The sequence below is a fragment of the Streptomyces iranensis genome (assembly GCF_017874715.1).
Classification (GTDB): domain Bacteria; phylum Actinomycetota; class Actinomycetes; order Streptomycetales; family Streptomycetaceae; genus Streptomyces; species Streptomyces iranensis.
In genome coordinates this window covers 68,185-94,293 of record NZ_JAGGLR010000033.1, presented here as the reverse complement: position 1 = coordinate 94,293, position 26,109 = coordinate 68,185, and the positions used below count along the sequence as shown (strand labels likewise).

Here is a 26,109-nt window from a genome sequence, read left to right as displayed (position 1 = left end):
TACACCATGCGTATACCTGGAGTGTATAGCTGCGTTGCGGACTGTGTTATCGCAGGTCAGAGAGGTGTGAGCGGAGTCAGGGCTGATTCGCCTCGACCATGCCGTCCACGATCTGCCGACGGGCGGCCACCACCGCGCCCGCCTGCTGGCGCTGGAGCATTGCGGAGGCGATCTCCGGGGCGTAGGCGAGGTGGGTGAGGCGGGATTCGATGATGCGGACTCCGGCCGCCTCGACCCGGGCGGGCAGTTCGATGGCGAGCTTCTCGGTGATCTCCTCGGCGTTGCCGCGCAGCGAGAGGGCGTCCTCGTCGTGGGCGTCGTATGGGTACTCGATGGCGATGTGCCGGACGGCGGCCTCGGTCTGGGTGGCCACGAACTCCAGGAAGTCGTCCACCTCGAACATCGCCTGGGCGGTGTCCTCGACCTTCCAGACGACGACCGCGGCGAGCTCGATCGGGTTGCCGTAGGCGTCGTTGACCTTGAGTACCGCGGTCTCGTGGTTGCGCACCCGGGTGGAGATCTTCTCCCGGCTGGTGAGCGGGTTCACCCAGCGCAGGCCGTCGGTGCGGATGGTGCCGCGGTAGCGGCCGAAGAGCTAAAGCGGGGTCTGATCCTTCGGGGTCAGGCCCCTTGATTTTTACCGTGCTGGATAGGTGCTGGATTTTCTGACCTCTCGTCACCTGTCATCACCCCATATCCGTACGGTGCTGGATTCGTGCTGGACGCCGACGAATCGCGAAGGAGCGTGCTTCCGGTATGTGAGCACGCTCGGACCCGTTGACTTCCGCCCCGGCAAGGAGCGCACGGCGACCTACGCCAAGGCGATGAAGCGGCAGGCGAAACTGAACAAGAAGCTCAACAGCTCGCCGAGTGCGACAAGTGGCCCCTGACCTTGCGGCCGGGGGCCTCAGCCTCGATCCACCGATGCGGCTTTGAAATGGTCTTCGAGGGTCTTCGGGGTGGGTTTGGTCTGCCCAGCTTTTCCACGTTTCGGTTCCGGTCGGGCCCTGGCGGGCGGGGTGGTCAGTGACGTCGGGCGGCCTTGGGCGGCGTGTGGAGGCTGGCGAACAGGTGTGTCCACGCGTCGTGCCAGGGCCATCGCTGCGGTAGGTGCAGGGTCAGGCGCCGGGCGGAGCGGGCGAGGCGGGCGGGAACGTGGATGAGGTGGGCGCGGAGGGTGGCGGTGGTGGCTTTGGTGTGGAAGGCGTTGGTCAGTGCGCCGGTGGCCCGTAGCAGGTTGTAGGCCATCGCCCACAGGGTGAGCCAGGCGGCGTTGGCGTGGAAGTGTGCCGAGGGCAGGTGGGCCAGGGCGGAGGCTTTGCTGTCGGCGATGACCTGCTCGACCACCGCGTGGTGGCGGTGTTCCCGCTCTGCCTGGAGGGTGGGGCGGGGTTGTCGGTGAGGAACGGGTGGTAGCGCCAGACGGGGAACAGTTCGCCCTGCTCGCCGACGGTCGGCGGTTTGGCCAGGTCACGGACGCGGCGCACGATCAGCCGTGCCGTGACCCGGCCGGCTTTCTTGCGGCTGGCGAAGGCGGTGTAGGCGGGTATCTCGGCGACTTCGGCGTCGGAGATGAGCTCGCCGGTCTCGGGGTCGGGCACCGCGGTCGGGTAGGTGATCTGCTGCCAGGCGGTGTGGTCGATGGCGGCGATGGCCCGTTTGATGGAGGGGTTCATGCCGGTGGTGATCGAGAAGCGGGCGCCGGCCCGGCGGCAGGCGGCGATGACACCGGCGTTGTAGAACTGGCTGTCCGCGCGCAGGATGCGCAGGCCGGTGCAGCCGGCCTCGGGGGCGGTGGCCAGGACCTCGGCCACGAATTTCGGGGCGCCGCGGGAGTCGGCTGCCTTGCCGCGGCGCATCCGCGCGGTGGCGATCACCTCGAGGTGGGGGTGCAGATGGTGGCGAGCAGGGGGTGCAGGGTGCGGATGCCCTTGAACCGGCCGTACTCGGCGCCTTGCTTGGTGCGGCCGTAGACGCGTTTGTGGGTGGAGTCGACGTCGATGAACGCCTTCTCGCCCGAGCCGGGCAGCAGCGGGGTGTGCGCGGCCAGCGCGCCGAGGAACCTGCGGTGCACGGCGTGGAGTTGGAGGGTGTGACCATGGGTGAACGCGCGCAGGAACGTGCCCAGCGTGGAGGGGGCACGGATCCCGCCGAACAGGGCCGGCATCGCGCCGTGGCGCAGCACGTCCAGGTCGTCGATGCTGTCCGTCCCGGCGACCATGCCGCCTACAAGGCTGGTGACCTTGACGTCCGCCGCCGCACCCGCGCTGTTCTTCGCCCCGCTCAGTTTCACCTTCTCGGCCACCAGCCGGGCAAGCCCGCACCGTTCGGCCAGTCGCATCACCGGGACCAGCCCCGCGTACGCGATCAGATTCGGGTCATCGAACGCAGCGGAGATGGCCGCAGGAGTGTGGGAAACTTGCATCTCGGAAGTGCCTTGCCGATCGTGCGTGCCGGAAGCCTGAAGAACTCCCATCATCGCAGGTCACAAGGCACTTCCTCGTTTCCCCGGGCATTATCCACAACAGACCGGCCGGTGGATCAAGGCTAAGCAGGCCGTCGCGCTGTCATCAGAATCGGGAGACTCTCGCGATAGGTGCGAATTTCGGCGAAGCCGGCCGCGTCAACCTCTTCGGCGAGAGCATCGCCAGTTCGGAACGGCACACCCCAGCCGCCGAAGAGGAGGACGTTGAGCGCGGCCTGCTGAGCCATTGGTGATCCGGTCTCGGCGGGCTCCTGATCGCCCGGCAGAATCGGACACACCAGCATCCCTCCTGGCCGCAACCGCTCGAAAGCGTTGGCCAGCGCCGCTTTCCGTGTATCGCCCGGGAAGAAGAACTGACTCCAGAAAACGATGTCGAACGGTTCGCCGTCCGTGTAGCTTGTCGCGTCGTCGTGGATGAATGTGACGCGATCGCCGATGCCCAGCTCTTCCGCCCGCTCCTGGGCCAGCTTCAGCAGGTTGGGTGCGATGTCGACCCCCACTGCGGTGACCCGCGGGAAGGCATGCGCGGTACCGAGAAGCATGCCGGCGACGCCGCAGCCGAGTTCGAGCCACCGCGCACCGGTCTCGAGTGTCTGTTGGAGCTCAGGGACTCCGGCTATGGCGCCCATGACCGCGTTACGGCCGAACTCGGTCGTCGTGGCCAACGTGACAGCGTCAGCCAGTGCTCCCCGCTGCCCGTCGTCGAGCTTCCAGTAGGTGTCGGGGTTCGAGAACGCGGAGCTGAGCAGATGCTGACGCACAGCAGCGCCATCCAGTGAACGCCTGAGCGTGAGGTCCACTCCTCCGTTCGCCAGCGGTGCCCACTCCTGCGTCAGGCGCACACGCGTCCCGTCCCGATGCAACGCCCCGAGCGAGACCAGAACGGAACACACGTCGGTCATCACGGCAGGCGGCACGTTCAGGGCACGAGCAAGCTCGGCCTCGTCAGCCGGCTCGGCACAGCGGACTAGGAGTCCGGAGGACAGGGCGAGCCGTACAATCGCCGCCTGCTCGGCTGCCGTGCCGAGCTCGGACACGGCTGTCAGCACTCCCACCGGCGAGGCCGCGGCAGAGTCCTCGAACCTGTCACCGTCTGTCGTTGAGTTGCTCACTGGCTGGATTCTCCTCTTTCCGTTGATGTGTTCTCACTGGAAGGCATGGTCGTCCGGCTCACGATCAGGTCAACGGCCGTACCCGAGTCCGCAACCGATCCGGTGCGTGGCGAGGTCGCCGCGAACGGCCTGCACTACTCAAACGTCGATGGCGCGCAAAAGGTTCAGTGGCGCAGGGCGGTGGCTTCCGGAGTTGGCAAGTCGCTTCGCGTATACGCGTGTTGCTGTCGATCGGATGTTCAGTGCGGGGCGGGACCACTTCAGGGGGAGGAGCGGTAAATGGCGGACGTGCGGGTCAAATCAGACCAATTGGTCGGCATATCCGGCGGTTTCAGTACGCACATGAACTTCCTGGTGGAAGTCGTCAACGCTCTCGTAGTGGCGTTGGAGACGTCCAAGGGCATGGCCGGCGACGACGGCGGTGGACGCAACTTCGCGAAGGTGTATCAAGGCGCTGTCCGTGAAGCCGTGGCTCAGATGTCCTTCTCCACATACGCCATGGGCAACCTCTCCGCCACGGTGATGGAGATGGCCTTCGACCTCCTTGCGACGGAGAACCGTCACCAGCCGGGGCACCGCACCGTTCGGCCAGCCGCATCACCGGGACCAGCCCGGCATGCGCGATCAGATTCGGCTCGTCGAACACGGCAGAGACCGCCGAAGCGGCACGGGAAGATTGCATCTTGCGGATGTTCTCTCGATCTGTGGATAGGGAACCCTGAAGAAGTCCCATTATTTCAGGTCAGAGGGCATCCGTGCCTTCATTTCCAGGCTCTGAACCGGCTGTTGATCGGTGGATTCAGGCTTAGTGCGCGTTGCGCCGAACGTCACGCAGTGACGGCGAGCGCGTGACGATTGTCAGGGTCGTGGACGAAGAAGATCACGACGTCAGGGTGCCGTCCCCTGCGGCAGCGACGAAGGTGGCCCAAGCCGGCCCGGTGAACCGCGCCGCGGGGTACTCCCTGTTCTTCGAGTCGCGCACCGCGATCCCGGAAGTGCCGGGAATCGGCGCGACCTCGACGCAGTTGCCATTGCCGGCGGTGTAAGAACTCGTACGCCACGCTGCATGCGTGAGGTTGACCTCGCGCAGGTCGGCCAGCTCATTCATCTCTGATCAGCTCTTCGGGAGGAAGGCTTACGTGGAACCGTTCGTGCCGAAGTTTCAGGGTCGCCCGTGGGTGAGCGGTATGCGAGCCCTTCACGTGTACGTGCTGCCTCGGCCTGGGGTGGATGACGAGCTGCTCGGTATCGCCCAGTTGTAGGTTCGCATTTCGCGTGTCCCTTTCTCATTGACGATGGCCCTCGTCCGGTCCAAGGGACAACACTGTGAGACGTACGCCTGTCCTGTCGCATTGAAGCTGCCGGATTCGCACTCGTTCTCGTTCAAGCTGGCGGATTCTCATCGCATCACGCGCTGAGCGGCGAACGAGACTCCCCCGAGGTGACAAACGGGACAGGTTCGGGCCGTGGGCGAGTCCGCTGCCGTGAAAGCCATGTCCTTTGAGAAGGCCGAGGGTCAGCCGGAGCGGTGGCGTAGAGCTGTGCTGGCTGGAGGCACGCCGGGCGAGCTTGGCGGAGCAGGTCGTGGGTCGACAAAGGCAAGACCGTCGGTGCTGCGCACAGTCGCAGCGCGGCTGGAGGTAACTGGAGCTGGTCGCGTGGCACGTACTGTCCGACCTGGCGGGGTAGTTGACCTTGCTCTAGGGTCATCATGCATGAGCTCTGCTGACGATCAGAATTTCGGTGTCCAGGTCGACGTCCGGGTGCGGCAGGCCGATCTTGGCCAAGACGGCTGGGCAAGCACGATCGGCATGGCCCGCTGGCTGGAAGACGCCCGGATTCGGCTGCGACTGCGCCGCTTCGAACGCCTCACCGGTACGGGCGGGTTCGGCCCGTACCAGATACTGCTCGTCGGCCAACGGGTCAACCGGCTCGCTCAGGCTGGACCGACCGGTACCCGCGTGCAGGTGCACACCGGCGTTCGCCGGGTCGGGCGCTCCTCATTCACCTTCGAACAGGCGATCGTGGTCGGCGGCAAGCATGTGGGGAGTGGCGACGCCACTGTCGTGCTGGCCGACAACACGGGGCCGCTCCAGCTTCCCGACGAGTTGATCGCCGATCTCACCGAGATGCAGCTACCGGAGACAGGATCGTCGGCAGCTGCCCGTCCACGCCCAGAGCGCCTGCAACGTGCCCACTACCTGTATTGGGCCCCGCTGCGTTCCCGGATCGGTGACGTCGACTCCAATCAGCATGTCAACTTCATCGCACTGGCCACTTGGTACGACGAGGCCGTCGCCACGTTCACCTTGCACTCGATCGGGACGAGTGGTGCGGGCTCGGTGCCAGATCTACCCCCTTGGTCGTACCAGATCCAGTATCTCGGTGAGGTGACCTACCCGGGCGACTACGAGATCGGGCTCACGGTCCGCTCTGTCGACACCGAGTCCGTGCACTACGAACTCGGTGTCTTCCGCGACAGCACCTGCCTGGGCGTGGCCGACGCCGTCGGCCCACTCGGCAAACTGACGGCCGAAGCTCTGGAAACGGCCCGGGCAGCGGACTAACCACAGTCTCTCGGAGGCAGGCTCAGGTTCATCCCGACATCGCGGCGCCTTTGGCCCCCGATTCGCCGACGGCAGCGGCGTGCCCTGGCCGGTCCATTGGCCGAAGCAGCACCGTCGGTGCCGCGTCAGCTCGCCCTGCCAAGCATGTCTTCCACGTTGCACAGTCGGTGCCGACGGCCCGTAGAGAACCGTCGGCACTGACCTTCCGACGACCCGGAGAAGCCGGTGCAAGCGCGCAAGCGTCACCCATCCGGCGGACGTTCGTTCTTTTCTACGGATCAGCACCCTGGAGCGGGAGGAGCGCCGGTGGGCCCGTCGTGAGTGATCGAAAGGCTCGAGTTTCAGCGTGGCGGAGTCTGGTACGCCCGCTACTTCAAAGGCCTGGTGACGTTCCTGGTCGGGCATTCGAAGTCGGAGAAGTCGACCGCCATCGAGGTTCTGCTGTATCCGCTCGGGCTGACGACTGCGACGGTGATGCCGGAGGTGCGCAGCTGTCAGTACATCCGACTGGTCTTCCGGGTCTTCTCTGTCAAGTCCAGTGTGTTGAGAAGAGCCGCGCGCAGGCGGACATGGCGAGAACCCGTCTGTAATCCTCCGGCGATCTTGTGGTGGCGCTCCAGAGGCTGCACTCGGGCCCTGGTGTCACGGGTGTGGGTGGCAGCAGCCCTTGCGGGGAGCTTGTAGGCGCTTCGACCTTGGAAGGTGCGCCTACCGCTACGGGGCTTCCCGCCGGATTCTTGGGCTCGTGGGGCGCGAAGTCGCCCTCCTCGAGCAGCACGGTGACGCCTGCTTCATGCAGGGGCGATGTAGCCCGCCACGGCAGGGTGCGTGGCCGGGCGTCGTTGAAGCGGGGCAGCGGGGTGATCGGCAGGCCGAGACCGATTCCCTCGGTGATCAGGCCGAGGGCGAGGGTGTCGCTGCTCGCGGCGGCCCATTTTGTGAGCGTGTTGTTGGTGAGCGGGGCCACGAGGATCGCGTCCGGGCCGGCAGGACGTCCGGCTTCGAAGGCAGCTGTGCTGCCGCACCGGGTGGCCGGTCAGCTCCGTCAGGGCCTCGATCTAGCCTTCGGCATCCTCGCTGAGCCATCGGTACGCGGACGGCGTGAGGATCACGTACACGTCCCAGTCCGCCGCCTGGGCGGCGCGGACAGGTACGTGGAGGCGGTGGGCGGGAGGGGCATCGCAGGCGAGAGGTACAGGGTGCGTGTGGGCGCCGGGGCAGTCCACAGCGATCAGCAAGTGCGCGCAAGCGGCTCTCGGAAGAGCCAGTGCCTAACAGGCGCAGGCCCTCCACGAGTTTCTTGGTCCTGGGGCGGCACAGGACTTCTTCGGGGGCCTCTTCCTCTGCTCTGCGGAGCGTGGCCACCGCTTCGGTGCGCAGGCCGGCCTGCTTCTCGCTGATGGTCCGTGGTGAAGAGGTGGGCGCGGCGCTCGCGTGGGAGGTCGGCGAGGGCGGCACCGGGGACGCCCTCCGCGACTCATGTCGAAAGCGGACTGCCCTATCGGCGCAGCGTCAACTCGCCACGCTCGTAGATCCATCGCCACTGAGGAGGGTGCGCAGCCGGCGAGCTACGTCGGTGGTGCTGTGCCCGTCCCACACGGGTGCCGTCTCTACCTCGGGCACGTCACCGAACAACGACCAGCTATTGGCTCGGTAGTGATTGCTGACCTGCCCCGTGGGGAGCTGGGCCATGACGATGAACCAGCCGCCCCCGAAGCATGGTTCACCGTCGTGGTGCTTCCATGAGCGGACGACGGGATACCTGGCGGCCAGCCACGCCCGGACTGCGTGTGCGTGGTAGAGCAGCCTGAATTCGTACAGCTCGTCGAAGGTGTGGAACCCGTCGGAGACGCTGCCGGTGTCGGTCATTACTGGCTCCAGATTGTGTAGAGCCCGCGGCGCGGACTTCGCCGCTAACACGCGGCGGGTCTTGCCCACCTTGCTGGGTACCTCCACAGCCTGGCCGGGCTGAAATGGTCAGCCCGAAAACGTAACTCAGGCCAGACTTCATTGCAAGCGTTGTCTGCCGAGAGCCGCTCGAGTGAGGACCCGGGATAGCGGCGGCAGACTTAGGGACCGCTCGCAGATCGGGTTCTTGTGTACTGCACTCACAGCAGGGACGCCGACATCGTCAGCCCCGGCGCCAACAAAGTGTCCGCAGTGATGTCGGAGGGGCAGCCGCTCATCCGAGGGGCCAACAGTCCTCTGGCCCGCCTCAGGAGCCTGTTGGTTCGCGCGCCGCGATCCATGCCGCTGAGCAAGGACAACTGTGCCTGGGCCGAGCATGTCGCGCTGCACGGTAGAATCGACCTTTTCCGGGTCGAGCAGGAACGCGTCGCCGCTCTCGACGCGACGCAGGTCCCGATCCGCCGAGCCCGCGTGACGACGGCGAGGCTCGACGAAGCCGCCAACCGCAGCCCCGTCGATCGAGGTGGTGAACTGGCGCAAGACGTAAAGGATGTGTTGGTGATGAACAGCGGCAAGCCTCGTCGGCCGGACGTCACGACGGTCGAGATCATCGGTGGTCCAGAAGCGCTCGAGGTCGGCCTTGGCAGCTATGACGCCCGGTGGGCGGAGGTCTACCTGTATCACCGGCGTCGGATCCTTGACGCGTTGGCGGCAGTGGACGTCGATATCGAGCACATTGGATCGACTTCGGTTCCAGGCCTTGCCGCCAAACCGATTGTTGACATCGTCGTCGCGGTGGCCGACATCACAGCAGAGGAGGACTACCTCGACGGGCTGTTGGCCGCAGGTTACGAACTGCGGGTTCGCGAGCCAGGACATCGGCTCGTGCGTACGCCGACTCGCGACGTTCACGTGCACGTATATGAACGAGGGGACGCAGCGGTGCACGAGTACCTTCTCTTCCGTGACCACTTGCGCACCAATGCAGACGATCGCGTCCTGTACGAGAGTGTCAAACGAGCTCTGCTCAGCCAGCAGTGGAACGACATGAACGACTATGCCGACGCCAAGAGCGACGTCATCCTCGCGATCAAGACTCGAGCCAGGGCAGCTCGCCAATGACGCGGGATGGTGTCACGGGTTTGTGATCTGTGAATCTGTTCGACTGGCGACGCCTACGTCACCGGCGCAGAACAGTCATGAGTCACGAACTGCCACCGTCGCCGGGACCTACTGAGGTTTGCGGGTTGTCGTCGGTGGTGACGGTTGATGATCTCTGCGGTATGCCGGTGGTATGCGTTATCCGGAGGGTGGGGGCCTGACCGCTGAGCCTCGGCTTTTCGTGAGGGGATCCGGCTTCAGGCTGCGGAACGGTTCGCTGCGGGTGAGAAGACCGCTGTGATCGCGAAGGGTCTGCGGTGAGTGTGCGGTCGGTGGAGCGCTGGCGCCGTGCCTGGCGCGAGGGCGGCGTGGAGGGAGGACTACCGGGATCTGCTGGTCCGCGCGCACATCCAGCTCGACGGCTCGATCGTGGTGGTCTGGGATAATCTCAACACCCACTTGGCCGCCGGGCTCAAACGGTACGAGGTCGAGCACGACTGGCTCACCACTGTCCGCCTCCCGGCGTATGCATCCGATGGCATCCGGGTTGTACGGAGGCGCGAACCAGCCGTCGGCCTCGTTCCACGCCTGCAGCCCGCCGACCCCCTGCTGACGGCTCAGCAGGGTGAACGTGCCGAGGTCAGTGTGCGGGCCGTTGCGCAACTGGCCGCTCGCGACACTCCCGACCGAGTTCAGCGACGGGTACCAGCTCAGATTCTACGTCCTGGTCGCCTGCCGGGCACGGGTGGTGAAGTAGTCCTCCGGCAACCCGAGCACCGTGGCGAGCAGTACATTGATCTCGCCCGCCAGCCGGACCATGTGGGCGGTGTACGCGTCCGCACGACTCCCACGCCGCCGGCCGGATGCATCTCCAGCCACCCGCTGTCGTAGGCCGCCTCAATGCCGTACCGGGCCTTGACCTCCCGGGGCAGCGAGAAGAACTCGCGGGCGCGGGCGCGCAGCTCGCGCATCAGCTCCTGCGGCACGCCGTGTCCCTGAGGAACATGCCGGTGCCCGCAGGGCGGCGTCCAGCTGTGCGATGGTCTCTCGCCGTTCCGCCGACCCGGTCCGCCACCACTTCTCGATGTTCACGGTGGGTATCACTGAAGCCCCGCCATCTTGAAGTCGCAGGTCATCTGGGTGGCGTGATCGTCTTCGAGGGTGCTCGTGCCGGTCGTGGGCGGCAGTCTGCGCTCTTGATCGTCTGTCAGCGTGAGAGCTCCAGGTTCGAGAGGATCAGCAGGGCGCGCAGGAGGTCGGTGGCCCGAGCGGGGCCGGTGCGGAGTTTGGTGAGGATGCGCCAGGTCTTCAGGCGCGCGCAGCCGTGCTCGACGGGAGCGCGGGCGGCGGCCAGGATCCGGTTGGCCTCCTTCTCGCCCGGGGTGAGCTTGCGGGCGCGGGTGGCCTTGTAGCCGGTGACGATCACCGGATCGTCACCGCCGTGGGCGAGGTCGAGGAAGCCGAGGTCGGCCAGGGCGCCGAGGCCGGCCGCGCGTAAGTGAGTGAGGATGTGGTCGCGGCGGGCGGCGGCGACAAGATGGCGGGGCTTCAATCACATCACCGCCGTCCTCGACCGGCTCGCACTCCTGCCGGACCCCGGCTGACCAGCGAATTCACCCGTTCCTACGAAGGACTCCTCCAGTCGGAGCAGTGGAACCCGGCATCTACGCGAGACGACACTCGGGCCCCCGGGCCTACCCCACCTCGGTCCACGGCACGAAGACGAGCCACCGACTCCGTCGGCGGCTCGTCATGAAACTTCGAGGTCAGAGGTCGTTCTCTTTCCGAACCCCATATGCGGTTTCTGCTGGTCAGGCATGAGGTAGCGGCTGGCGCCGAAGCCTCGCTCCGTCACCGACCGAGATGTCATCGGATGTCATGCGGGCCGGGAGTCCCAGAATCGGTTGAGTACCTCCGCGCCCCGGTCTGGATCCTGGAGCATCCAGTAGTGGGTGAGGTGGTCCAGTTCCACTGCCTGTGCTCCGAGTCGTGCGGCCATGTCCAGGTCCATCGCGGGCTGTGCCATGGGATCGCCGGTCGGGATCAGGACGAGCCCCGGCGCCTGAGCGGGGCGGTCGAAGTCCTTGCCCCAGTCGGTGTGGAAGTTGGGCCAGGCCGAGCGGTAGAGCGTCAGGATGGCCGTGCTCATCTCCTCGTCGTGGACGGTGTCGACTTCTGCCGCCAGTTCGGCGCTCATCCCCCGGGGGCGGAGGTAGTCACCGAAACCAGGACTGCCGGGGGCCTGCATGCGCAGCGACGCGAGCAGCTCCTCGCCCTCCGGGCTCTTCTGGAAGAGGGTGGCCGCCTCGTGCCACTGATAGTCGGGGTGCCAGCCGTGGGCGACGTCGGACACCCAGCTGCGTACCGGAACGTCGTAGGCGGAGACGATGCGCATCACCAGGTGCGCGCCCCAGTCGTGGCCCACGAGATCGACGGGCTCACCGAGGGCGCGCAGCTCCTTCGCCAGCCAGCCGGCATAGGCCTCCTTGCCGTCCAGGTGAGCCGGGCGAGGGCTGCCGAATCCGGGCAGCCGCAGGGTCGTGGCGGGGCGGTCGATCCGCCCCCGGAGGTCGTTCCAGAGGGAGGGCGTCTCGGGTACTCCATGGATGAACACAACGGTCATGACCGCTCCTGGCGAGGTGAAGTGGATTGGTTATCCACTTCACCGTAGCATCCACCTGATAGGTTATCCACATAGGTATGCGAAGGAGGGATCATGAGGTCGGATGCCGCACGCAACAGGCAGAGGATCTTCGATGAGGCCCGCGGTGCCGTCATCGGCGGGGAGACTGCGCTCACCCTCAACGAGCTCGCGCGCAGGGCGGGCGTGGGGGTCGGGACGGTTTATCGGGTCTTTCCCACGCAGCGGGCCATGCGGGAGTCCGTCCTGGAAGAAGCGGTCCGAGAGCTCATCGATGCGGCGGCCGTAGCCGGCGGATACCCCGATCCCGCCAAGGCTCTCGTCGACTTCCTCCGCACGGCGCTGCTGACCGCGCTGGCACGACCGGGCCTCACCGACGTTCTGATCACCGGGTCCGACGAGACAGAGTCTCTGCACCGGGCCAAGGGAGAGCTGGTCGAGGTCACCTCCGACCTGCTCGCACGCATCCGCCCTGTCCCTGCCCTCACCGGCGAAAACCTGCTCAAGCTCCTGTGCGGCCTGATCCACGCCGTCAGCGAGCACCCGGCGGAGCGGCAGGGGACCGCAATCGACAACTACCTCGACATCCTCCGTGCCGGCCTCGCATCCGCCCCCTGACGACCGGGCTCTCGGTGCGGGCGAGGCCCGGACTCGGATGCTGCGCCGGAGGCTGCATCGTGCCGCTCGTCATGCAGCCCTCCTTGACCGGCCCGCCGCGGTGTCGCGTACGTCCGGGACCGTGTCGTCGTCAGGCGGCTTCGCCGACCATTTCGATCAGCTCGATGGCCGGCCCATGCGCCAGACCGTCCAGGTACACGAAGCGTGTCAGCCCTGCGACCGATGCCTTGAAGGTGGCAGGAGCCGCTTCTCCCGTCGCTCGCAGCGATCCGAGGCACTGGCCGATGCTTCCCACCACGTAGGCAAGGTGGTGGACGCCTTCTCCGTGGAGGTCGAGGTGCTCCGTGTACGGCGAGCGGCCGTCGAGCGGCTGGATCAGTTCGATCTCGGAAGATCCCGTCCTGAGCGTTTCTCGTAATCGGTGACGGCGCGGTCGAGGTCTTTCACGACGATGCCGACGTGGAAGAGAGGCGGAAGGGCGATGGGCACGGGCATCCCTCTCGATTCGATGAACTGAGCTGTTTCCGACCCTGCGCACGGCCTGGCTGATGGCCTGGGACCAGGTGGAACACGAACTGGCCGCGGTCATCGCGACTCGGCTCGGACTCAAGCCCGACGAATTTGAGGTGTGTCTGCACGCCGCGGCCGCTGCGACCGCCCTGCGAGTCATCAACGAGTACGTCGGAGCCGGTCTTCTGGACGGCGCCGATCCGCGGAAGCTCGGTGACGAGAGTTTCGCCTTCATCGCGGACGCTGTCCGCGCGGCCACCGGGGGCGCCGTGGGCGACCAGGTCCACATCGATGAGGCGCCCGCCGAGCCGGACGAGGGCGCCGCCGATCGACAGGAGTAAGCGGTGCCCCCTGAGCGGCAGGAGGGGCTCGGCTGCTGCCGCAGCACCGTGTAGGCCGCTCACCCGTCAGTCTCCCGGAGCATGACAGCGCCGTAGCGGGCAGGTACCGTCGCAGCGCAGAGGGCGGCATCCGCTGTGAGTACAGCGATGTTGTGGCGCCGCAGACGGCGGTCCATGGCGCGCCGGGTGGCTTCGGTGACCCGGCGCCTGGTTCAGCTCAGCACTCACTGTGCCCACGTGAACCCTATGGCCCGGAGCGCCATTTTCGGCGAGTATCAGCCAGCGGGGCCGGGCAGCGGAAGCGTGATCACTCCCGCGACGGCTACGGCCAGTCGGGCTACGAAGACCCCGGCTCTCCATTCCCGATACAGCGGCCGGTGGCGTCTGGCCCAGCCCGGCGCCCTGGAACCGGGCGGTTTGTCCGCGGCGAATACGTTTGGGGTCGGGACGGCCTCAGCCGGAGCCGCGTACCCCCGGCAGGAACCGCTCAGGATGACCGCCTGGTCCGGGGCGCCCGGCGCGGATCACGCGGGTCGGACCTCGGCGAGCCGCTTCAGCAGCACGGGCACCTCCAACGGGTTGCGGACGCCGCCCTCCGCAACTGGCCACCTGTCTGATCTCCTGCCCGTCAGGCTTCGGCCATGCGGCGGAACTCGCTCGGGTTGGTGCCCCGGAGTCTTTTGAACGCCACGCTGAACGCGAACGGATCGGTGTAGCCGACGGCGCGGGCGACATGAGCGACAGTCGAGGACTTTTGCTCGACGAGAAGATCCGCCGCCAGCGTCATGCGCCAGCGGGTCAGATAGGTCAGCGGCGGTTCGCCGAGCAGATCGGCGAACCGTTTTGCCAGTGTCGAGCGGGAGACCCCCGTACGCCGGGCCAGTTCGCCCACCGTCCATGGCGCCGCCGGTTCGGTGTGCAGAAGTCGCAGCGCCTGGCCGACCACCGGGTCCTTCTGGGCGGTCCACCAAGCCGGGGGGTGGCTGCGTTGGTCCAGCCAGGTGCGCAGCGTGCACACCAGCATCCAGTCAAGGAGCCGGTCGAGCACGACCTGCTGGCCGGGTTCGTCGCGGGCGACCTCGGAGGCGAGGTGGTCCAGCACCGGGTCACCGGTGTCTCCGGCGTCCACGCGCAGCACGACGGGCAGCGCGTCCATCAGCCGTCGGCTGATCTCGCCGCGGACCGGATAGGCGCCGACCACCAAAGTCGTCGCACCACTGTCGTCGCAGCCCCCTTCGCCGGGATCGTGCCAGCCCAGTCGATGCCGGGTGCCGCCCTGCTCGGGCGTCGCGCAATCCTCTCCGCAGACGATCGGCTCGGCCGCGCTGCCGGGTTCGTCGACGAACGTGAATGTCGTGGGACCGCGCACCACGATCGTGTCGTGGGCGCCGAGGCGCTCAGGCGGACGCCCCTCCGGCACGATCCAGCCTGCCCCGGTGAGGACGGTGCACAGGGTCAGCGGCGCACCGTCCACGAAGTGCAGTGACCAGGGCGGGGACAGCGTCGAACTGCCGAACAGGGAGCCGCGAGCCCGCACCCCGCGGAACAGGTCACTGGTGACGTCCACAGCCACAGGGTAGACGATCGCAAAGATATTGCGGCTTCTTACCCATGTGACCGTGTGGCCGGTGCGTGTTCAGTGGTTGTCATGACGCGAAAGACTCACCTCGTTCTCGGCGCGACCGGCAGGACGGGCCGCAGGATCGCCGCTCGACTGCGGCTGCACGACACCCCGGTACGAGCCGCCTCCAGGTCGAGCCGGATCCGGTTCGACTGGTCCGAGCCCGACGGCTGGGACACTGTCCTGCGAAACGTTGATGTGGCCTACGTGGTGCCCCCGCCCGTGCCGGGTCCGGTGCACGAGTTCGCGGTGCGGGCCGAAGCTGCCGGAGTGCGGCGGCTGGTCCTGCTCTCCGGGCGCGGTGCGGACGGCTGGGGAGACTCTGCCTTCGGACAGCACATGCGGTCGGCCGAGGAGGCCGTACGCGGCTCGTCACTGGGATGGACCGTCCTGCGGGCGTCGAACTTCGCCCAGAACTTTGACGAGGACGTCTTCCACGCGCCACTGGTCGCAGGCGCACTGGCACTTCCGGCCGGCGAAGTTCCCGAGCCCTTCATCGACGTCGAGGATCTCGCCGATGCCGCGGTCGCGGTGATGACCGAAGGGGACCGGCACGCCGGACGGGTGTACGAGTTGAGCGGTCCCCGCTCCCTCACCTTCGCCGAAGCCGTTGAACTGATCTCCCGGGCGTCCGGACGGCCCCTCACCTACCGTCACATCACCCGGGACGAGTACGTCTCGTCCCTCGCCGGGCAGGGCCTGAGCCGACACGACGCCGAGGACATCGCCGCCATGTTCACACTGATGGAGAGCGGACTGATCGCCGAGACGACGGACGAACTGGCCTCCGTGCTGGGACGGGCGCCTCGAACCTTCGAGGAGTACGTCGTCCGGACAGCCGCGGCGGGCGCCTGGGACGAGCGATGAACCGCCAGGCACTTCACCCCGGGGCGCAGCCGACGCCGCCGTGTGCACCGGTTGCCCATACGGGCGACGCGGCGCCTCGCAGTACCGCCCCGGATCCACACCCCGCAGACGGAAGTACTGACATGAGCACTGATGACAACAACTCGCTGACCCTGGTGGTCACCGCACACCCGGATTCCGACTCCCTGACTCACCACGTGGCAGAACGGCTCATCTCGGCCCTCCGCCCCAGGGCGGTCGAGGTGGCGGACCTGCACCGCGAGCAGTTCGACCCCAGGTTCACGCCCGTGGACCGCCGGGCCTATCACGAAGGCGGCAACCACCCTCCCGATGTTGTCCGCGAACACCGCCGTCTCGACCGCGCCACCGACCTCGTCCTGGTCTTTCCCGTGTACTGGTGGTCCATGCCGGCGCTGCTGAAGGGATGGATCGACCGCGTGTTCGTCAACGGCTGGGCCTTCGAGCTCTCGGCCGAGTCGGGTGTGCGCCCGAGGCTCCAACGGCTCACGACACATCTGCTGCCCGTCGCCGGCGCCGACTCCGGCACATACGAGCGTCACGGATACGAACGGGCGCTGCGGACGCAGATCGAGCACGGCATCGTCGACTACGTCGGAAGCCGCCGTGGTGCCACCGCATTCATCCACGAATCCGAGCAACTCTCCTCCGCGGCCACGGCGGCGAGCGTCACACGCTCCGTACGCGCCGTCAGCGAGGCCGTACGGACGGAGAAAACTGTTTCCGAGGTTTGACGTGCTGGATGTGCTGGATGGGCTCCGACGGGCGCTGTGAGGATGCTGGATACGACCATCTCGACGAGCCTTTCGCAGGTAGGAGCGCTGCACTGCCGTGTGGTTGGTATGTCGGGGAGCTGCACTTCGGCAACCACAGCTCGGGATGGCGCGTTCGCCTCTTGAGACAGGGGTGGGGATGCCCGCCGGTCGTGGCGGGCATACCCGTAGGGGTGGGGATGGCTACTTGTCTGTGGGCTGCTGCCAGATCGAGCGGTGTTCGAGCGCGGTGTCGAGGCGTTCCTGCTTGCTCTGCCGGTCGGCTGTGTGCTTGGCGGCGGGGGAGGTGTCGGCCGGCACGGAGGGGCGTGGGGCGGCGGTGCAGTTCGATCGGCGCGGCGGCAGGATGCCGTGGATGAGGTAGTCGTCGACCCGCTGAGTGACGCACTTGTTGGTGCCGTAGTGCCCGTGTTCGCCGCTGTCGCGGACGGAGATGAGGTGGTTGCCGAGTGCGTCGGCCATGGCGGGGCCACCCTCGTACTGCGTGGCGGGGTCGCCGTCGCCCTGGATCACCAGCCCGGTGGGGTAGCCGTCCCGTTCGAGCGAGACCGGCTTCTCGGGTGGAGTGAAGCTGCGGAAGGTGCAGTTGGTGGGGGCGGCGCCGATCACGCCGCTTCCGTTGCCGTCACGGAAGGGGTACTTCGCGCGGTAACGCCGCATGTCCTTGTAGTACGTGTTGAGGTCGGTCGGCCATTCGACCTCACAGCTGACGGTGTCGTACACCCCGGGGTCGAGCTTGGGCTTGTCCTGCTCGGAGAGCAGGGTCGCGGCGGCGGTGCCGGCGTCGCGGGACAGGACGGTTTTCTTGTCGGCCGCCCGCCGGAGTTCGCCGACCACTTCGGCGGTGACGTCCCATATGGGGCGCGGTTGGGTTGCCTGGGCGAGGAAGGAGTCCAGTGTAGTGCGGTCGAACTTCTCCGGCCACGAGACGGGCCAGTCCTCGGGCGGCTTCCGGTCGAGCGGCACCGGGTTGTCGGCCAGGGCGGTGGCCAGGGCTTCGACAGCGGCCAGCACGTCCTGCCGGGAGGTGCCCAGGTGGTAGGTGTTGTCGCGTTCGGCGACCCATTCTGCCCACTGTTCGACGTTGTACCGGACGCCGACGGACTGCATCAGGGCCTGCTTGCGCCATAGCCAGCCTGGGTGCATGGCCGAGTCGAGCACGCTGCGGTTAAGCCGGTCGGGGAAGAGGCTCCCGTAGACCGCGCCCAGGTAGGTGCCGTAGGAGTACCCGAGGTAGTTGATCTTCTTCTCGCCCAGTGCCGCCCGGATGATGTCCATGTCCCGGGCGGTGTTGGCGGTGCTGATGTAGGGCCGGAGGTCTCCGCCGCCTCGCCGGCACGCGGCCTCGCGGGCGCGGGCGTAGTCGGTGTAGGCGGAGAACTGCTCGTCGCTGGGCCGGGTGGTGTCCGGCCGGGGGTCCTTGATCCTCTCGCAGTGGAGCTGGCTCGCGCGGCCGACGCCTCGCGGCTGGAATCCGATCAAGTCGAAGGCTTCGGCCAGTTTTGTCTCACGGGCGCCCAGCGGCATGCTCAGACCGCCTCCACCCGGACCTCCCGGGTTGGATATCAAGGCGCCTCTCCGGCGGGCGGGGTCCTTGGCCTTGATACGGCTGACCTCGATGCGCAGCTGGCCGTCCTCGGGTTTGGCGTAGTTCATCGGCACCACCGCCGTGGCGCATTCCATGAACTTCCACTGTCCCTTCCACGGATCGACGATGACCCCGTCGTCGGGCTGCTCCTCGGGGGGCAGCGGCTCGGGATCCTCGCACTGCTGCCAGTCCAGCTTCTGCCCGTAGAACGTGGTGAGTTCATTGTCCGCGGCGGGCGCCGCCGTGCTGCTCTCCAGTGTCAGCACCGCCGTTATCCCGAAAGCGAGCACCACACCGGCACCGCGCTGCACTCCTCTTACCGTACGCACAACTCGTGCTCCTAATCGACGTGGACGAGATCGAGACGAATGTCAGGGAGGCCGACGTTGCGGAAAGATTCAGATTTCAGCCTTGGCACGCGACAGATCGAGGTGCGTGATGAGTCCGCCGTCGTGGTTCGGGGTCAGACGCAACCGGCCGTCGTGTGCGATGGCCAGTCCGAGCCTGTGCCCGCGGCAGGGCCGCGGCGAGTTAGTGCACACGCCAGCGTTCGCGTCCCACACCTGCTCGCCTACCTGCTCCGCGTGCAACACCCCGCTCTCGGCCTGCATCAGCGCCCGCAGCACCGCGAATTCCTTCGGGGTCAACCGCGCCGGACGGCCCTCCCGGCACACCTCGGGCGAAACGGATCCAGCCGCACGCCTTATGACTCCAGCAATGGCGGACGCGCCGACTGCATACGCCGCTCCAGCGCCCTCAACCGCGCGACCAGCTCAGGGAACTCGAACTTCGACAGGTAGTCGTCAGCAGCGAAGCCGGACAACCGGTCCCGCAGCGATCCCGCGGCCGAGAGCATCAGCACCCGACACCCGCGGGTTTCCCCGCGCGGATCGCATCAGCGAGATACAGCTCATCCTCGACAATCAACACACGCGCTCAAGGCTCCTCCCTCGCCATTCCCTCCTCACCACCCAATCACCGTAAGTGTTCAGAAATGTAAGGGCCCCGGCTGCTCCGCGGAGCTCGCCCGGTCGGGCCGCAGGATCGGCGCGCGACCAGCGCCAGCAGCGCCGACCGCAGTCCCGGATCCAGGTCACTCGCCCTCTTCCGGCCTCCGCCCGCTCGGCAAACCCGACCCAACGCGCCTTGACCGGACTCCAGTTCAGCAACCCCACGCGAGACCGTGCCCTCGCGGTCAGCGATGGTGAGAGCGCCGAGTCCGCATGTGTAGATCAGCCAAGCCGCAGGTGGGCGCGTTGTACGGCGGCGATCCGTACTCGAGGTGGACCCGTCGGGTGACCCCCGGCCGGCGCAGGTCCATATCGAGCCGGTTGATGCGCTCACTCATCGTCGTCACGGTGGCACATCCTGCCAGCCGCCAGCTCCGCTGGTAGAGGTGTCTACAGAGTGAAGGGGCGACCGCGGCGATCCACCAGCTCGTCGCTCCCCGCTGATGGGTCCGACCGCCTACCCACCCTTCGGGGAACCCTGCCAGGAGTCGCGCCCCGGGCCCCCTGCGCGGAGAAGGACCAACGAGTCCTTGCAGAAAGTTCTTCATGAGGCACGCTGTGGGGTAGGTGGTCATGTTCCTCAGGGAGGAGGATGGCTCGGCCGAAGCCGTGGGAGATCGGCGCTGGCGGAGTGGCAGGCGGCCGGTGTGTGGAGTGAGCTTCGGCAGGTACTGCTGGACCGGTCGCGGGCGGCGGATTGCCCGGACTTCTCCCGTGCCGCGATCGATCCCTCGCCTGTGCAGGCCGGGCGCGGGCGAAGCCGCCCAAAAGTCGGTCCGAGTCCGGTTGACCGCGCACGGCCGGGCTCGAAACACCATGTGCTGACCGACGGGAACGGTATCCCGTTGAGGGTCTCGCTGACCGGCGCCCACCCCAACGACGTCACCCAGTTCCCGTCGCTGGGCGATAGCCCGCCGCCGGTGCGGGGCAAGCGGGTCCGGCCCCGCCGCAAACCGCGAGCGGTCTACGCCGATCGCGGGTACGACCACGACATCTATCGCCGACGGCTCCGCGAACGGCGCATCACTCCGCGGATCGCGCGTCGCGGACAGGCCCACGGGTCGGGGCTGGGCCGCGCTCGCTGAAAGCAACTCCTAAGCGGAAGCCTTCTTGTCCCAGCCTCGGACGAGCACGTCCGGGGTGAGCTCTGCGATGCTGGCGTAGCCGTTGAGGCCCATGGTCAGGTCTGCTTCGGCGAGCAGGCAGGAGAGGACGAATTCGATGCCGGCCTGGCCTCCGATCGCGGCGCCGTAACCGTAGGGGCGGCCGATGCCGACGGCGGTGGCACCCAGCGCGAGGGCCTTGACGATGTCAGGGCCTGAGCGAAGGCCGGAGTCGAAGATCACCGGCATGGCGTCGGCGGCCTCGACGACCGCGGGCAGCAGGTCGAGGGCGGGGGCGGTGGCGGCCTGCCGGCCGCCGTGGTTGGAGCAGTAGATGGCGTCGACGCCACCGTCACGAGCGCGGCGTACGTCGTCGGGATGGCAGATGCCCTTGAGCAGGAGCGGGAGGTCGGTGAGGCCGCGCAGCCAGGCGAGGTCGTCCCAGGTCAGGGTTGGGTTGCCGAAGGTCGTCGCCCAGTGCATGGTTGCGGCTTCTGGATCCTCCTCGGGCGGGGCGGCAAGCCGCGAGCGGAAGACCGGGTCGCTGAAGTAGTTGGCCAGGCAGTATCCCCGCAGTTGGGGGAATGTCGCGTGCTGCAGGTCGCGGGGCCGGTAGCCCAGGGTCCAGGTGTCGAGGGTGACCACGATGCCGCTGAAGCCGGCGGCATCGGCGCGGCGCACGAGGCTTTCTGCGAGGTCGCGGTCGTTGGGTGTGTAGAGCTGAAAGAATCCGGGAGTGCCACCGAGTGCGGCGGCGACGTCCTCCAGTGGGTCCTGCATCAGGGTTGAGGCCACCATCGGCACGCCGGAGGTCGCCGAGGCAGCGGCGGTTGCGAGGTCGCCGTGCTCGTCGTCGGTCATCACGCCGATGACGCCGATCGGTGACATCAGCAGCGGGGTAGGGAGCCGGTGGCCGAACAGCTCGACCGACAGGTCGCGCTCGGCCGCGCCGGCGAGCATGCGCGGCATGATTCCCCACTGCTCGAAAGCGGTGACGTTGGCGCGCTGGGTGTGCTCATCACCGGCTCCACCCGCGACGTAGTCGAACAGTCGGTGTTCCAGCTTCTCCCGCGCAGCCGCTTCCAGGCCCGCGAAGGTCACCGGGTATGGCGGCGGGTTGTCGCCCCCGAGCCCCGTGAAGTAGAGCCCGATATTGAAGTCCGCGTAATTGGCCATCTCGTCTCTCGCTCCTACTGGCGGTCGGTCCTCTGGGAATCGCTCGAGGAGTCGGGGGAGGCCCGCGAGAATGCGTCGAGAACCGTCGGCAGCATCAACCGCTCCATGAGCCGGGCATCGAGGCTTCCCGGCTCCACGAACGCCTGGGCGTTGCCACCTTCACGCAAGGCGACCGCGAAGCGGCCCACCAGAGCGGGATCAATGACGAACTCGCGGCCGGCCACCGCCAATAGTTCGGTGAAGATCCGCCCGATCTCCTGACGGACCTCCTCGTCCTTGCGTGCCAGGGCGGCCGCCGCCGCGGGGTTCCGGATCGCATACAGCGTGAACTCTGTCGAGATGAGGAACCACTGCCGATCGTTGTCGGACTGGCGGCTCGCGAGGCTGGCGAAGTGCTGGAGCGGATCGCTCGCTCCAGAGGCATGCTCCAGCGCGGTACGCAACCGTGTGAGCGTCACATCGGCATGCGCCTCGAACATAGCGAAGAAGAGCTCGTCCTTACTTGCGAAGTTGGAGTAGAACGCGCCGCGTGTGAAGCCGCCCCGCTCGCAGATCATTCCGATACTGGCCCCGTTGAAGCCACGCTCGGCGAAGACCTCGGCGGCGCTCGCCAGCAGCCGGGCGGTCGTCACGGCACGCTGGCCGGTCGATCCTCGTGGCACTGCTCCTCCATGCTCGTTCCTGCAAGATACATGAGTGTATCCGAAAACCTCCAGCCAGTGTGCGTCGATAGCGACGCTTCTCACCAGAACTGCTGGTGTGGCGTGAGTGGTGCGCGCGCCGGCCGAGCGGTGGAACCCCCGGACCGCTACGGGGCGTTCCTCCTCCCTGGCGTTCCCTTGCAGGTAAGGGGCCCATGCGGCAACCGATCACGCCACCCTCGTCGCTCCCGGGTGGACCGCACCGCTTGACACGTCGGCCGGATAGACCGGAGTATCGGCCCTATCGCATACAGGACTGTATTTTATAGAAGGAGTAGCGATGACGAGCACAGTCACGCCCGACGTCCTGGAGATGGTCCGCGCCAGCATCGGGCCGGCTCCCGACGACTTCGAACTGCCGCTGCCTCCGGTCAACCTCACCGTCGAGGAGGAGCGGGAGCACCGCAAGCGTGAGCTCGCGGCCGCGTTCCGGGTCTTCGGCAAACTTGGTTTCTCCGAGGGAGTGGCCGGCCACATCACCGCCCGCGATCCGGAACACCCCGACACCTTCTGGGTCAACCCGTTCGGCATGAGCTTCAACCAGATCAAGGTGTCGGACCTGATCCACGTCGACCACGTCGGCAACCTGCTCCACGGCAAGCGACCGGTGAACCGGGCGGCGTTCTGCATCCACTCCGAGGTTCACAAGGCTCGGCCGGACGCGGTCGCCGCCGCCCACGCCCACTCGCCGCACGGCAAGGCCTTCGCCACGCTCGGCATCCCGCTCGCGCCGATCACGCAAGACGCGTGCGCGTTCTACGAAGATCAGGGGCTCTACTCCGACTTCCGTGGCGTCGTGAACGACACCGAGGAGGGCCGCCGGATCGGTGTCGCGCTCGGCGGTGCGAAGGCGGTCATCCTTCAGAACCACGGTCTCCTCACCGTGGGGCAGTCCGTCGCGGCCGCCGCGTGGTGGTTCATCACCATGGAGCGCTCCTGCCAGACCCAACTACTGGCGATGGCTGCCGGCACGCCGACCCTCATCGACCACGACACGGCGGTGGACGTGCGGAATCAGACCGGGAATCCGGTCGCCGGCTGGTTCCAGTTCCGGCCTCTGTGGGACCAGATCGTCGCGGACTCTCCCGATCTGTTCGACTGACCTCCGCACACCGTGGTCGGCGTCGCCGGCGCAGCTTCCGCAGAACTCGCATGATTCCCGCCATGCAGCTGAGTGCTGGCGCCATGCCCGGCGTGGTCCACAGATCGAAAGGTTCCCCTCCCGATGGCAGCCGACACACACTCAGCCGCCGCTCCACCGCCGGGCCTGGTTGTCTCACGACTGGCGAAGGTGATCGGACTCCTCGTCTTCACCGAACTCGTCTACGGCATCATGCGCGGCTTCTACAGCCCGATCATCACCGATGTCGCCGACCACCTCGGTATCTCCGATGGCGAGTTCAACTGGTTCGAGACCACCCAGCACGGCACGGCAGCACTCATGGTGCTCGCCTTCTCCCGACTCGGCGACATCCGGGGGCACAAGCGGGTGCTGATCTGGACGACGTCTCTCACGGCGGTGGGGTCGTGGATTTTGGTGTTCGCCCCGTCGTTCACCACTTTCCTCGTCGGCTACGCGCTGCAGGGGGCATGCGCTGTCTGGCTCCCGATCGAGATCGCGATCATCTACCGACGGACAGCGGGATCCGAGCACCAACACCGCCTGAGCCGACACGCGGCAGGATTCCTTGTCGGTGCGTTCTACATCTCGATCATCGCCGGGTCCGTCTCCAGCGGCGCCCTGGCGGGCGCGATGCCGCTCCCGGTGTTGCTGTCGATCCCAGCCGTCCTGACCACTGCCTGCATCATCGTCGTCCGGTTCGGCATCGAGAGTGACGAGCCGACTGCCCCTGCGGCACGTCCGGACTGGGTGGGGCTCGGGCTGCTGGCGGCCTCGCTTGCCTCGTTCCTGGCCGGCATGGTGTTCCTGCATCTCCAGGGTGCGACGAGTCCACTCGCCTGGCTGCTGGTCATCGCTTGCCTGCTCATCCAGATCCCGTTCGTACGCTACGAAGCACGCCAGCGCGAACCCGTGATCGACGTGCGGCTTTTGAAGATCCGCGCGCAGTGGCCCGTGCAGCTGGCGGCGCTCTTGTTCGGCATCGCGGTTCTCGGCGCCGAGATCCCGCTCGTCACCTTCGCCCGCACGGACCCCGACGTCGCAGGCTATGGATTGGGCGCCGGTGCACAGTTCGTGTCCGTCGCGATCGGAACTCACGTCATCTTCATCGCGATCGGTGCGGTCGTCTTCCCGTTTGTCGCGGGTCTGATCGGAGCGCGCCGGGCGGTGGTGTCCGCGGCATTCGTCGGCGCGACCGGATTCGGCCTCTGGCTTCCCTTCCACGATTCGCCCGGCCAAGCGCTGGTCAACCTGGTTTTCACCGGTCTGGGATCGGGAGCCGTCATGGCTGCCTTTCCCGCTTTGGCGGCGGCGGCGGCGCCACCGGATCGAACGGGATTCGCAACGGGCATGACCAACGCGGCCAAGACCATCGGCGGCACCATCGCGACATCTGTCTTCGCCATCGTGCTGTCCGCGACCGGTTCGCTGGAAGGGCTGAAGGAGGGATACGCCCCCCTTTCGGGATACCTCACCGTGTGGACGACCTGTGGAGTAGCCGCACTCCTTGCCGGCCTCACATTGTTACTGCTTCCACGGTCGGCCGGTGACGAGCCCGCGACGACGGACTCAGCTGTGTCGCGGTCGGGAGCTCGCTGAATCCTCCGGTCCGTCGACGGCAGTCCGTGACAGCAGCACCCAGCAAGGCGCCCCCCTTCCGACGAAAGGACCCCGCATGACCGTCATCGTCCGGGCCGAGGTGCACCACCTCGCCGTCCCGCAGCCGCACCCGATCCGGAGCAGCTACGGGTCCGCCCTCGATGTCCTCGGTGTGGTGGTGGTGCGGGTCACGGACACCGACGGCAGGGTGGGGGAGGGGTGGACCACCGTCATCGGCGGCGGCGGCGCCTCCGTGGCGTCCTTCCTCAGCACCGAACTGGTTCCACTCGTGATCGGGGCTGACCCGGCACGCGTCCGCGACCTGTGGCAGCGCATGTTCATGCACTCGCTGAGCCGGGGCCGCAAGGGTGTGGCCATGTACGCCATCTCGGCGGTCGACATCGCGGTGTGGGACCTGCGCGCGAGGACGGCGAACCAGCCGCTCCATGCCCATCTCGGAAGTGTGGCCCCCGAGGTCCCCGTTTACGGAGACGGCTGCTGGGTCTCGATGTCACACGACGAGCTACGGGCGGCCGCCGAGGCCTACGCCGACCGCGACTTCTGGGGCGTCAAGCTGAAGGTCGGAGCAGACCTCGACGACGCGGTCCGACGGGTCGAGATCGTCCGCGACGTCGTCGGCCCGTCCGGTCGCGTCATGGTCGACGCAAACCAGCGCTATGACCTGCTCACCACGCGTCGTTTCGCCGCCGCGATCAACGACCTGGACATCACCTGGCTCGAGGAGCCGATCCTCGCAGACTCCATCCACGACTACGGTCGGCTGCACGGCACGATCGGGGTGCCGATCGCCGCCGGTGAGAACGAGTACTCGCGTTACGGATTCCGAGAGCTGCTGGAGCACGGAGCCGTCGACATCCTGCAACCCGATGCCCACCGGATGGGCGGGGTCACGGAGTTCATGCGCGTCCTCGCACTCGCCGACACCTGGAACATCCCCGTGGCTCCCCACACCTCATGGGAACTGCACAGTCAGTTGGTGTGCTGTGGAACCACAGCCCTGGTAGTCGAATACTACGACTGGCTGCCAGAAGACTTCTTCGCGGTCCGTCCGGAGGTCACGAACGGTTTCGTGGCGGTGACTCAGGCGCCAGGAACAGGTGTCTCGATCGATCCCGCCTCGTTCGAAAAATACCAGGTCGCGCAATAACCGCTGCGGACGCCGCACGCGACCCCCGACGTCAACTCCGGCTCCGGCACCGGCTCGAGAACGTTGCGACATTCCAGGAAGG

At 67.1% G+C, this 26,109-nt stretch carries 23 protein-coding genes and 5 pseudogenes; 13 read left to right on the top strand and 15 right to left on the bottom strand.

Annotated features, from left to right (window positions below; all coding sequences use genetic code 11):
• Window positions 1-88: 88 nt before the first annotated feature.
• Window positions 89-595: pseudogene (locus J2Z30_RS43825) on the bottom strand (SPFH domain-containing protein); the annotation flags it as partial.
• Between the two features lie 163 nt (window positions 596-758).
• On the opposite strand from J2Z30_RS43825, the gene J2Z30_RS51200 reads away from it, so the two are divergent.
• Window positions 759-890 carry a hypothetical protein gene (locus J2Z30_RS51200; protein ID WP_281062831.1) on the top strand — a complete coding sequence of 44 codons (132 nt, stop codon included), beginning with the start codon at window positions 759-761 and terminating at the stop codon, window positions 888-890.
• Window positions 891-1,023: 133 nt separating this feature from the next.
• Here the strand turns inward: J2Z30_RS51200 and J2Z30_RS43820 are convergent.
• Both J2Z30_RS43820 and J2Z30_RS51535 read right to left on the bottom strand, forming a co-directional pair.
• A pseudogene (locus J2Z30_RS43820) lies at window positions 1,024-2,425 on the bottom strand (IS1380 family transposase).
• 122 nt (window positions 2,426-2,547) lie between these two features.
• Window positions 2,548-3,597: an SAM-dependent methyltransferase gene (locus J2Z30_RS51535; RefSeq protein ID WP_044570571.1), complete on the bottom strand. Its 1,050-nt coding sequence runs from the start codon at window positions 3,595-3,597 to the stop codon at window positions 2,548-2,550.
• Between the two features lie 279 nt (window positions 3,598-3,876).
• Here J2Z30_RS51535 and J2Z30_RS43810 point away from each other — a divergent pair, with 279 nt between their 5' ends.
• Window positions 3,877-4,449: a hypothetical protein gene (locus J2Z30_RS43810; protein WP_209469102.1), complete on the top strand. Its 573-nt coding sequence runs from the start codon at window positions 3,877-3,879 to the stop codon at window positions 4,447-4,449.
• A 28-nt stretch (window positions 4,450-4,477) separates the two neighbouring features.
• Here the strand turns inward: J2Z30_RS43810 and J2Z30_RS43805 are convergent, their stop codons facing one another.
• Window positions 4,478-4,705, bottom strand: coding sequence for a DUF397 domain-containing protein (locus J2Z30_RS43805; protein ID WP_044570570.1), 228 nt, complete (start codon window positions 4,703-4,705; stop codon window positions 4,478-4,480).
• A gap of 607 nt (window positions 4,706-5,312) precedes the next feature.
• Here J2Z30_RS43805 and J2Z30_RS43800 point away from each other — a divergent pair.
• Window positions 5,313-6,164, top strand: a complete 852-nt coding sequence (locus J2Z30_RS43800) for a hypothetical protein (protein WP_044570569.1) — start codon at window positions 5,313-5,315, stop codon at window positions 6,162-6,164.
• Between the two features lie 1,512 nt (window positions 6,165-7,676).
• Here the strand turns inward: J2Z30_RS43800 and J2Z30_RS43795 are convergent.
• Window positions 7,677-8,033 carry a WDGH domain-containing protein gene (locus J2Z30_RS43795; RefSeq protein WP_044570566.1) on the bottom strand — a complete coding sequence of 119 codons (357 nt, stop codon included), beginning with the start codon at window positions 8,031-8,033 and terminating at the stop codon, window positions 7,677-7,679.
• Between the two features lie 600 nt (window positions 8,034-8,633).
• Here J2Z30_RS43795 and J2Z30_RS43790 point away from each other — a divergent pair.
• Window positions 8,634-9,194, top strand: coding sequence for a GrpB family protein (locus J2Z30_RS43790; protein WP_107073518.1), 561 nt, complete (start codon window positions 8,634-8,636; stop codon window positions 9,192-9,194).
• 172 nt (window positions 9,195-9,366) lie between these two features.
• Window positions 9,367-9,541: pseudogene (locus tag J2Z30_RS52180) on the top strand (helix-turn-helix domain-containing protein); the annotation flags it as partial.
• A gap of 537 nt (window positions 9,542-10,078) precedes the next feature.
• Here the strand turns inward: J2Z30_RS52180 and J2Z30_RS51990 are convergent.
• From J2Z30_RS51990 to J2Z30_RS43775, 3 genes and pseudogenes are all read right to left on the bottom strand, one after another.
• Window positions 10,079-10,159 (bottom strand): annotated as a pseudogene (locus J2Z30_RS51990) (hypothetical protein); the annotation flags it as partial.
• 221 nt (window positions 10,160-10,380) lie between these two features.
• On the bottom strand, window positions 10,381-10,725 hold the full coding sequence (locus tag J2Z30_RS43780) for a transposase family protein (RefSeq protein ID WP_245389131.1): 345 nt from the start codon (window positions 10,723-10,725) through the stop codon (window positions 10,381-10,383).
• A 324-nt stretch (window positions 10,726-11,049) separates the two neighbouring features.
• Window positions 11,050-11,796, bottom strand: a complete 747-nt coding sequence (locus tag J2Z30_RS43775; RefSeq protein ID WP_044570565.1) for an alpha/beta fold hydrolase — start codon at window positions 11,794-11,796, stop codon at window positions 11,050-11,052.
• A gap of 93 nt (window positions 11,797-11,889) precedes the next feature.
• Between J2Z30_RS43775 and J2Z30_RS43770 the strand changes: the two genes are divergently transcribed.
• Window positions 11,890-12,432 carry a TetR/AcrR family transcriptional regulator gene (locus tag J2Z30_RS43770; protein WP_044570564.1) on the top strand — a complete coding sequence of 181 codons (543 nt, stop codon included), beginning with the start codon at window positions 11,890-11,892 and terminating at the stop codon, window positions 12,430-12,432.
• A gap of 130 nt (window positions 12,433-12,562) precedes the next feature.
• On the opposite strand, the gene J2Z30_RS43765 is transcribed toward J2Z30_RS43770, so the two are convergent.
• Entirely contained in the window at window positions 12,563-13,021 is a 459-nt protein-coding gene (locus tag J2Z30_RS43765; protein ID WP_107073300.1) for a VOC family protein, read from the bottom strand.
• Here J2Z30_RS43765 and J2Z30_RS43760 point away from each other — a divergent pair.
• Window positions 12,981-13,283, top strand: a complete 303-nt coding sequence (locus J2Z30_RS43760; RefSeq protein ID WP_245389152.1) for a hypothetical protein — start codon at window positions 12,981-12,983, stop codon at window positions 13,281-13,283. The genes J2Z30_RS43765 and J2Z30_RS43760 overlap by 41 nt on opposite strands.
• A 628-nt stretch (window positions 13,284-13,911) precedes the next feature.
• On the opposite strand, the gene J2Z30_RS43755 is transcribed toward J2Z30_RS43760, so the two are convergent.
• Window positions 13,912-14,850, bottom strand: coding sequence for an AraC family transcriptional regulator (locus J2Z30_RS43755; RefSeq protein ID WP_044570562.1), 939 nt, complete (start codon window positions 14,848-14,850; stop codon window positions 13,912-13,914).
• An 81-nt stretch (window positions 14,851-14,931) separates the two neighbouring features.
• On the opposite strand from J2Z30_RS43755, the gene J2Z30_RS43750 reads away from it, so the two are divergent.
• Window positions 14,932-15,771, top strand: a complete 840-nt coding sequence (locus J2Z30_RS43750; RefSeq protein WP_044570559.1) for an NmrA family NAD(P)-binding protein — start codon at window positions 14,932-14,934, stop codon at window positions 15,769-15,771.
• Between the two features lie 122 nt (window positions 15,772-15,893).
• Window positions 15,894-16,523 carry an NAD(P)H-dependent oxidoreductase gene (locus J2Z30_RS43745; protein WP_044570556.1) on the top strand — a complete coding sequence of 210 codons (630 nt, stop codon included), beginning with the start codon at window positions 15,894-15,896 and terminating at the stop codon, window positions 16,521-16,523.
• A 222-nt stretch (window positions 16,524-16,745) separates the two neighbouring features.
• On the opposite strand, the gene J2Z30_RS43740 is transcribed toward J2Z30_RS43745, so the two are convergent.
• From J2Z30_RS43740 to J2Z30_RS43730, 3 genes are all read right to left on the bottom strand, one after another.
• Complete coding sequence (locus J2Z30_RS43740; protein ID WP_209469100.1) at window positions 16,746-18,479, bottom strand: alpha/beta hydrolase; 1,734 nt, start codon at window positions 18,477-18,479, stop codon at window positions 16,746-16,748.
• A 69-nt stretch (window positions 18,480-18,548) separates the two neighbouring features.
• Window positions 18,549-18,824: a winged helix-turn-helix domain-containing protein gene (locus tag J2Z30_RS43735; protein ID WP_308280261.1), complete on the bottom strand. Its 276-nt coding sequence runs from the start codon at window positions 18,822-18,824 to the stop codon at window positions 18,549-18,551.
• Between the two features lie 29 nt (window positions 18,825-18,853).
• Window positions 18,854-19,012, bottom strand: a complete 159-nt coding sequence (locus J2Z30_RS43730; protein ID WP_209469099.1) for a response regulator — start codon at window positions 19,010-19,012, stop codon at window positions 18,854-18,856.
• 771 nt (window positions 19,013-19,783) lie between these two features.
• Here J2Z30_RS43730 and J2Z30_RS43725 point away from each other — a divergent pair.
• Window positions 19,784-20,242: pseudogene (locus J2Z30_RS43725) on the top strand (transposase); the annotation flags it as partial.
• Between the two features lie 12 nt (window positions 20,243-20,254).
• On the opposite strand, the gene J2Z30_RS43720 reads toward J2Z30_RS43725, so the two are convergent.
• Together J2Z30_RS43720 and J2Z30_RS43715 are read right to left on the bottom strand one after the other, a co-directional pair.
• Window positions 20,255-21,439, bottom strand: coding sequence for an alpha-hydroxy-acid oxidizing protein (locus tag J2Z30_RS43720; protein WP_044570553.1), 1,185 nt, complete (start codon window positions 21,437-21,439; stop codon window positions 20,255-20,257).
• Window positions 21,440-21,453: 14 nt separating this feature from the next.
• Window positions 21,454-22,071 carry a TetR/AcrR family transcriptional regulator gene (locus tag J2Z30_RS43715; RefSeq protein WP_209469097.1) on the bottom strand — a complete coding sequence of 206 codons (618 nt, stop codon included), beginning with the start codon at window positions 22,069-22,071 and terminating at the stop codon, window positions 21,454-21,456.
• A 349-nt stretch (window positions 22,072-22,420) separates the two neighbouring features.
• Between J2Z30_RS43715 and J2Z30_RS43710 the strand changes: the two genes are divergently transcribed.
• The 3 genes from J2Z30_RS43710 to J2Z30_RS43700 all read left to right on the top strand — a co-directional run bounded on the left by J2Z30_RS43710 (window position 22,421) and on the right by J2Z30_RS43700 (window position 26,027).
• Complete coding sequence (locus tag J2Z30_RS43710) at window positions 22,421-23,242, top strand: class II aldolase/adducin family protein (RefSeq protein ID WP_044570551.1); 822 nt, start codon at window positions 22,421-22,423, stop codon at window positions 23,240-23,242.
• 123 nt (window positions 23,243-23,365) lie between these two features.
• Window positions 23,366-24,859 (top strand): MFS transporter, encoded by a 1,494-nt coding sequence (locus tag J2Z30_RS43705; protein WP_044570549.1) that lies wholly within the window; start codon window positions 23,366-23,368, stop codon window positions 24,857-24,859.
• A gap of 76 nt (window positions 24,860-24,935) precedes the next feature.
• The gene (locus tag J2Z30_RS43700; protein ID WP_052701386.1) at window positions 24,936-26,027 is read left to right on the top strand and encodes a mandelate racemase/muconate lactonizing enzyme family protein; all 1,092 of its coding nucleotides are present in this window, start codon (window positions 24,936-24,938) and stop codon (window positions 26,025-26,027) included.
• Window positions 26,028-26,109: the final 82 nt, after the last annotated feature.

What these genes read in the sequence shown, in the direction of transcription:
- J2Z30_RS43710 (WP_044570551.1), top strand. Translation starts at nt 22,421, where the DNA reads ATGACGAGCACAGTCACGCCCGACGTCCTGGAGATGGTCCGCGCCAGC.
- J2Z30_RS43775 (WP_044570565.1), bottom strand. Translation starts at nt 11,796, where the DNA reads ATGACCGTTGTGTTCATCCATGGAGTACCCGAGACGCCCTCCCTCTGG.
- J2Z30_RS43800 (WP_044570569.1), top strand. Translation starts at nt 5,313, where the DNA reads ATGAGCTCTGCTGACGATCAGAATTTCGGTGTCCAGGTCGACGTCCGG.
- J2Z30_RS43705 (WP_044570549.1), top strand. Translation starts at nt 23,366, where the DNA reads ATGGCAGCCGACACACACTCAGCCGCCGCTCCACCGCCGGGCCTGGTT.
- J2Z30_RS43750 (WP_044570559.1), top strand. Translation starts at nt 14,932, where the DNA reads ATGACGCGAAAGACTCACCTCGTTCTCGGCGCGACCGGCAGGACGGGC.
- J2Z30_RS43700 (WP_052701386.1), top strand. Translation starts at nt 24,936, where the DNA reads ATGACCGTCATCGTCCGGGCCGAGGTGCACCACCTCGCCGTCCCGCAG.
- J2Z30_RS43810 (WP_209469102.1), top strand. Translation starts at nt 3,877, where the DNA reads ATGGCGGACGTGCGGGTCAAATCAGACCAATTGGTCGGCATATCCGGC.
- J2Z30_RS43745 (WP_044570556.1), top strand. Translation starts at nt 15,894, where the DNA reads ATGAGCACTGATGACAACAACTCGCTGACCCTGGTGGTCACCGCACAC.
- J2Z30_RS43770 (WP_044570564.1), top strand. Translation starts at nt 11,890, where the DNA reads ATGAGGTCGGATGCCGCACGCAACAGGCAGAGGATCTTCGATGAGGCC.
- J2Z30_RS43790 (WP_107073518.1), top strand. Translation starts at nt 8,634, where the DNA reads ATGAACAGCGGCAAGCCTCGTCGGCCGGACGTCACGACGGTCGAGATC.
- J2Z30_RS43795 (WP_044570566.1), bottom strand. Translation starts at nt 8,033, where the DNA reads ATGACCGACACCGGCAGCGTCTCCGACGGGTTCCACACCTTCGACGAG.
- J2Z30_RS43760 (WP_245389152.1), top strand. Translation starts at nt 12,981, where the DNA reads ATGGCCTGGGACCAGGTGGAACACGAACTGGCCGCGGTCATCGCGACT.
- J2Z30_RS43765 (WP_107073300.1), bottom strand. Translation starts at nt 13,021, where the DNA reads ATGACCGCGGCCAGTTCGTGTTCCACCTGGTCCCAGGCCATCAGCCAG.
- J2Z30_RS43720 (WP_044570553.1), bottom strand. Translation starts at nt 21,439, where the DNA reads ATGGCCAATTACGCGGACTTCAATATCGGGCTCTACTTCACGGGGCTC.
- J2Z30_RS43805 (WP_044570570.1), bottom strand. Translation starts at nt 4,705, where the DNA reads ATGAATGAGCTGGCCGACCTGCGCGAGGTCAACCTCACGCATGCAGCG.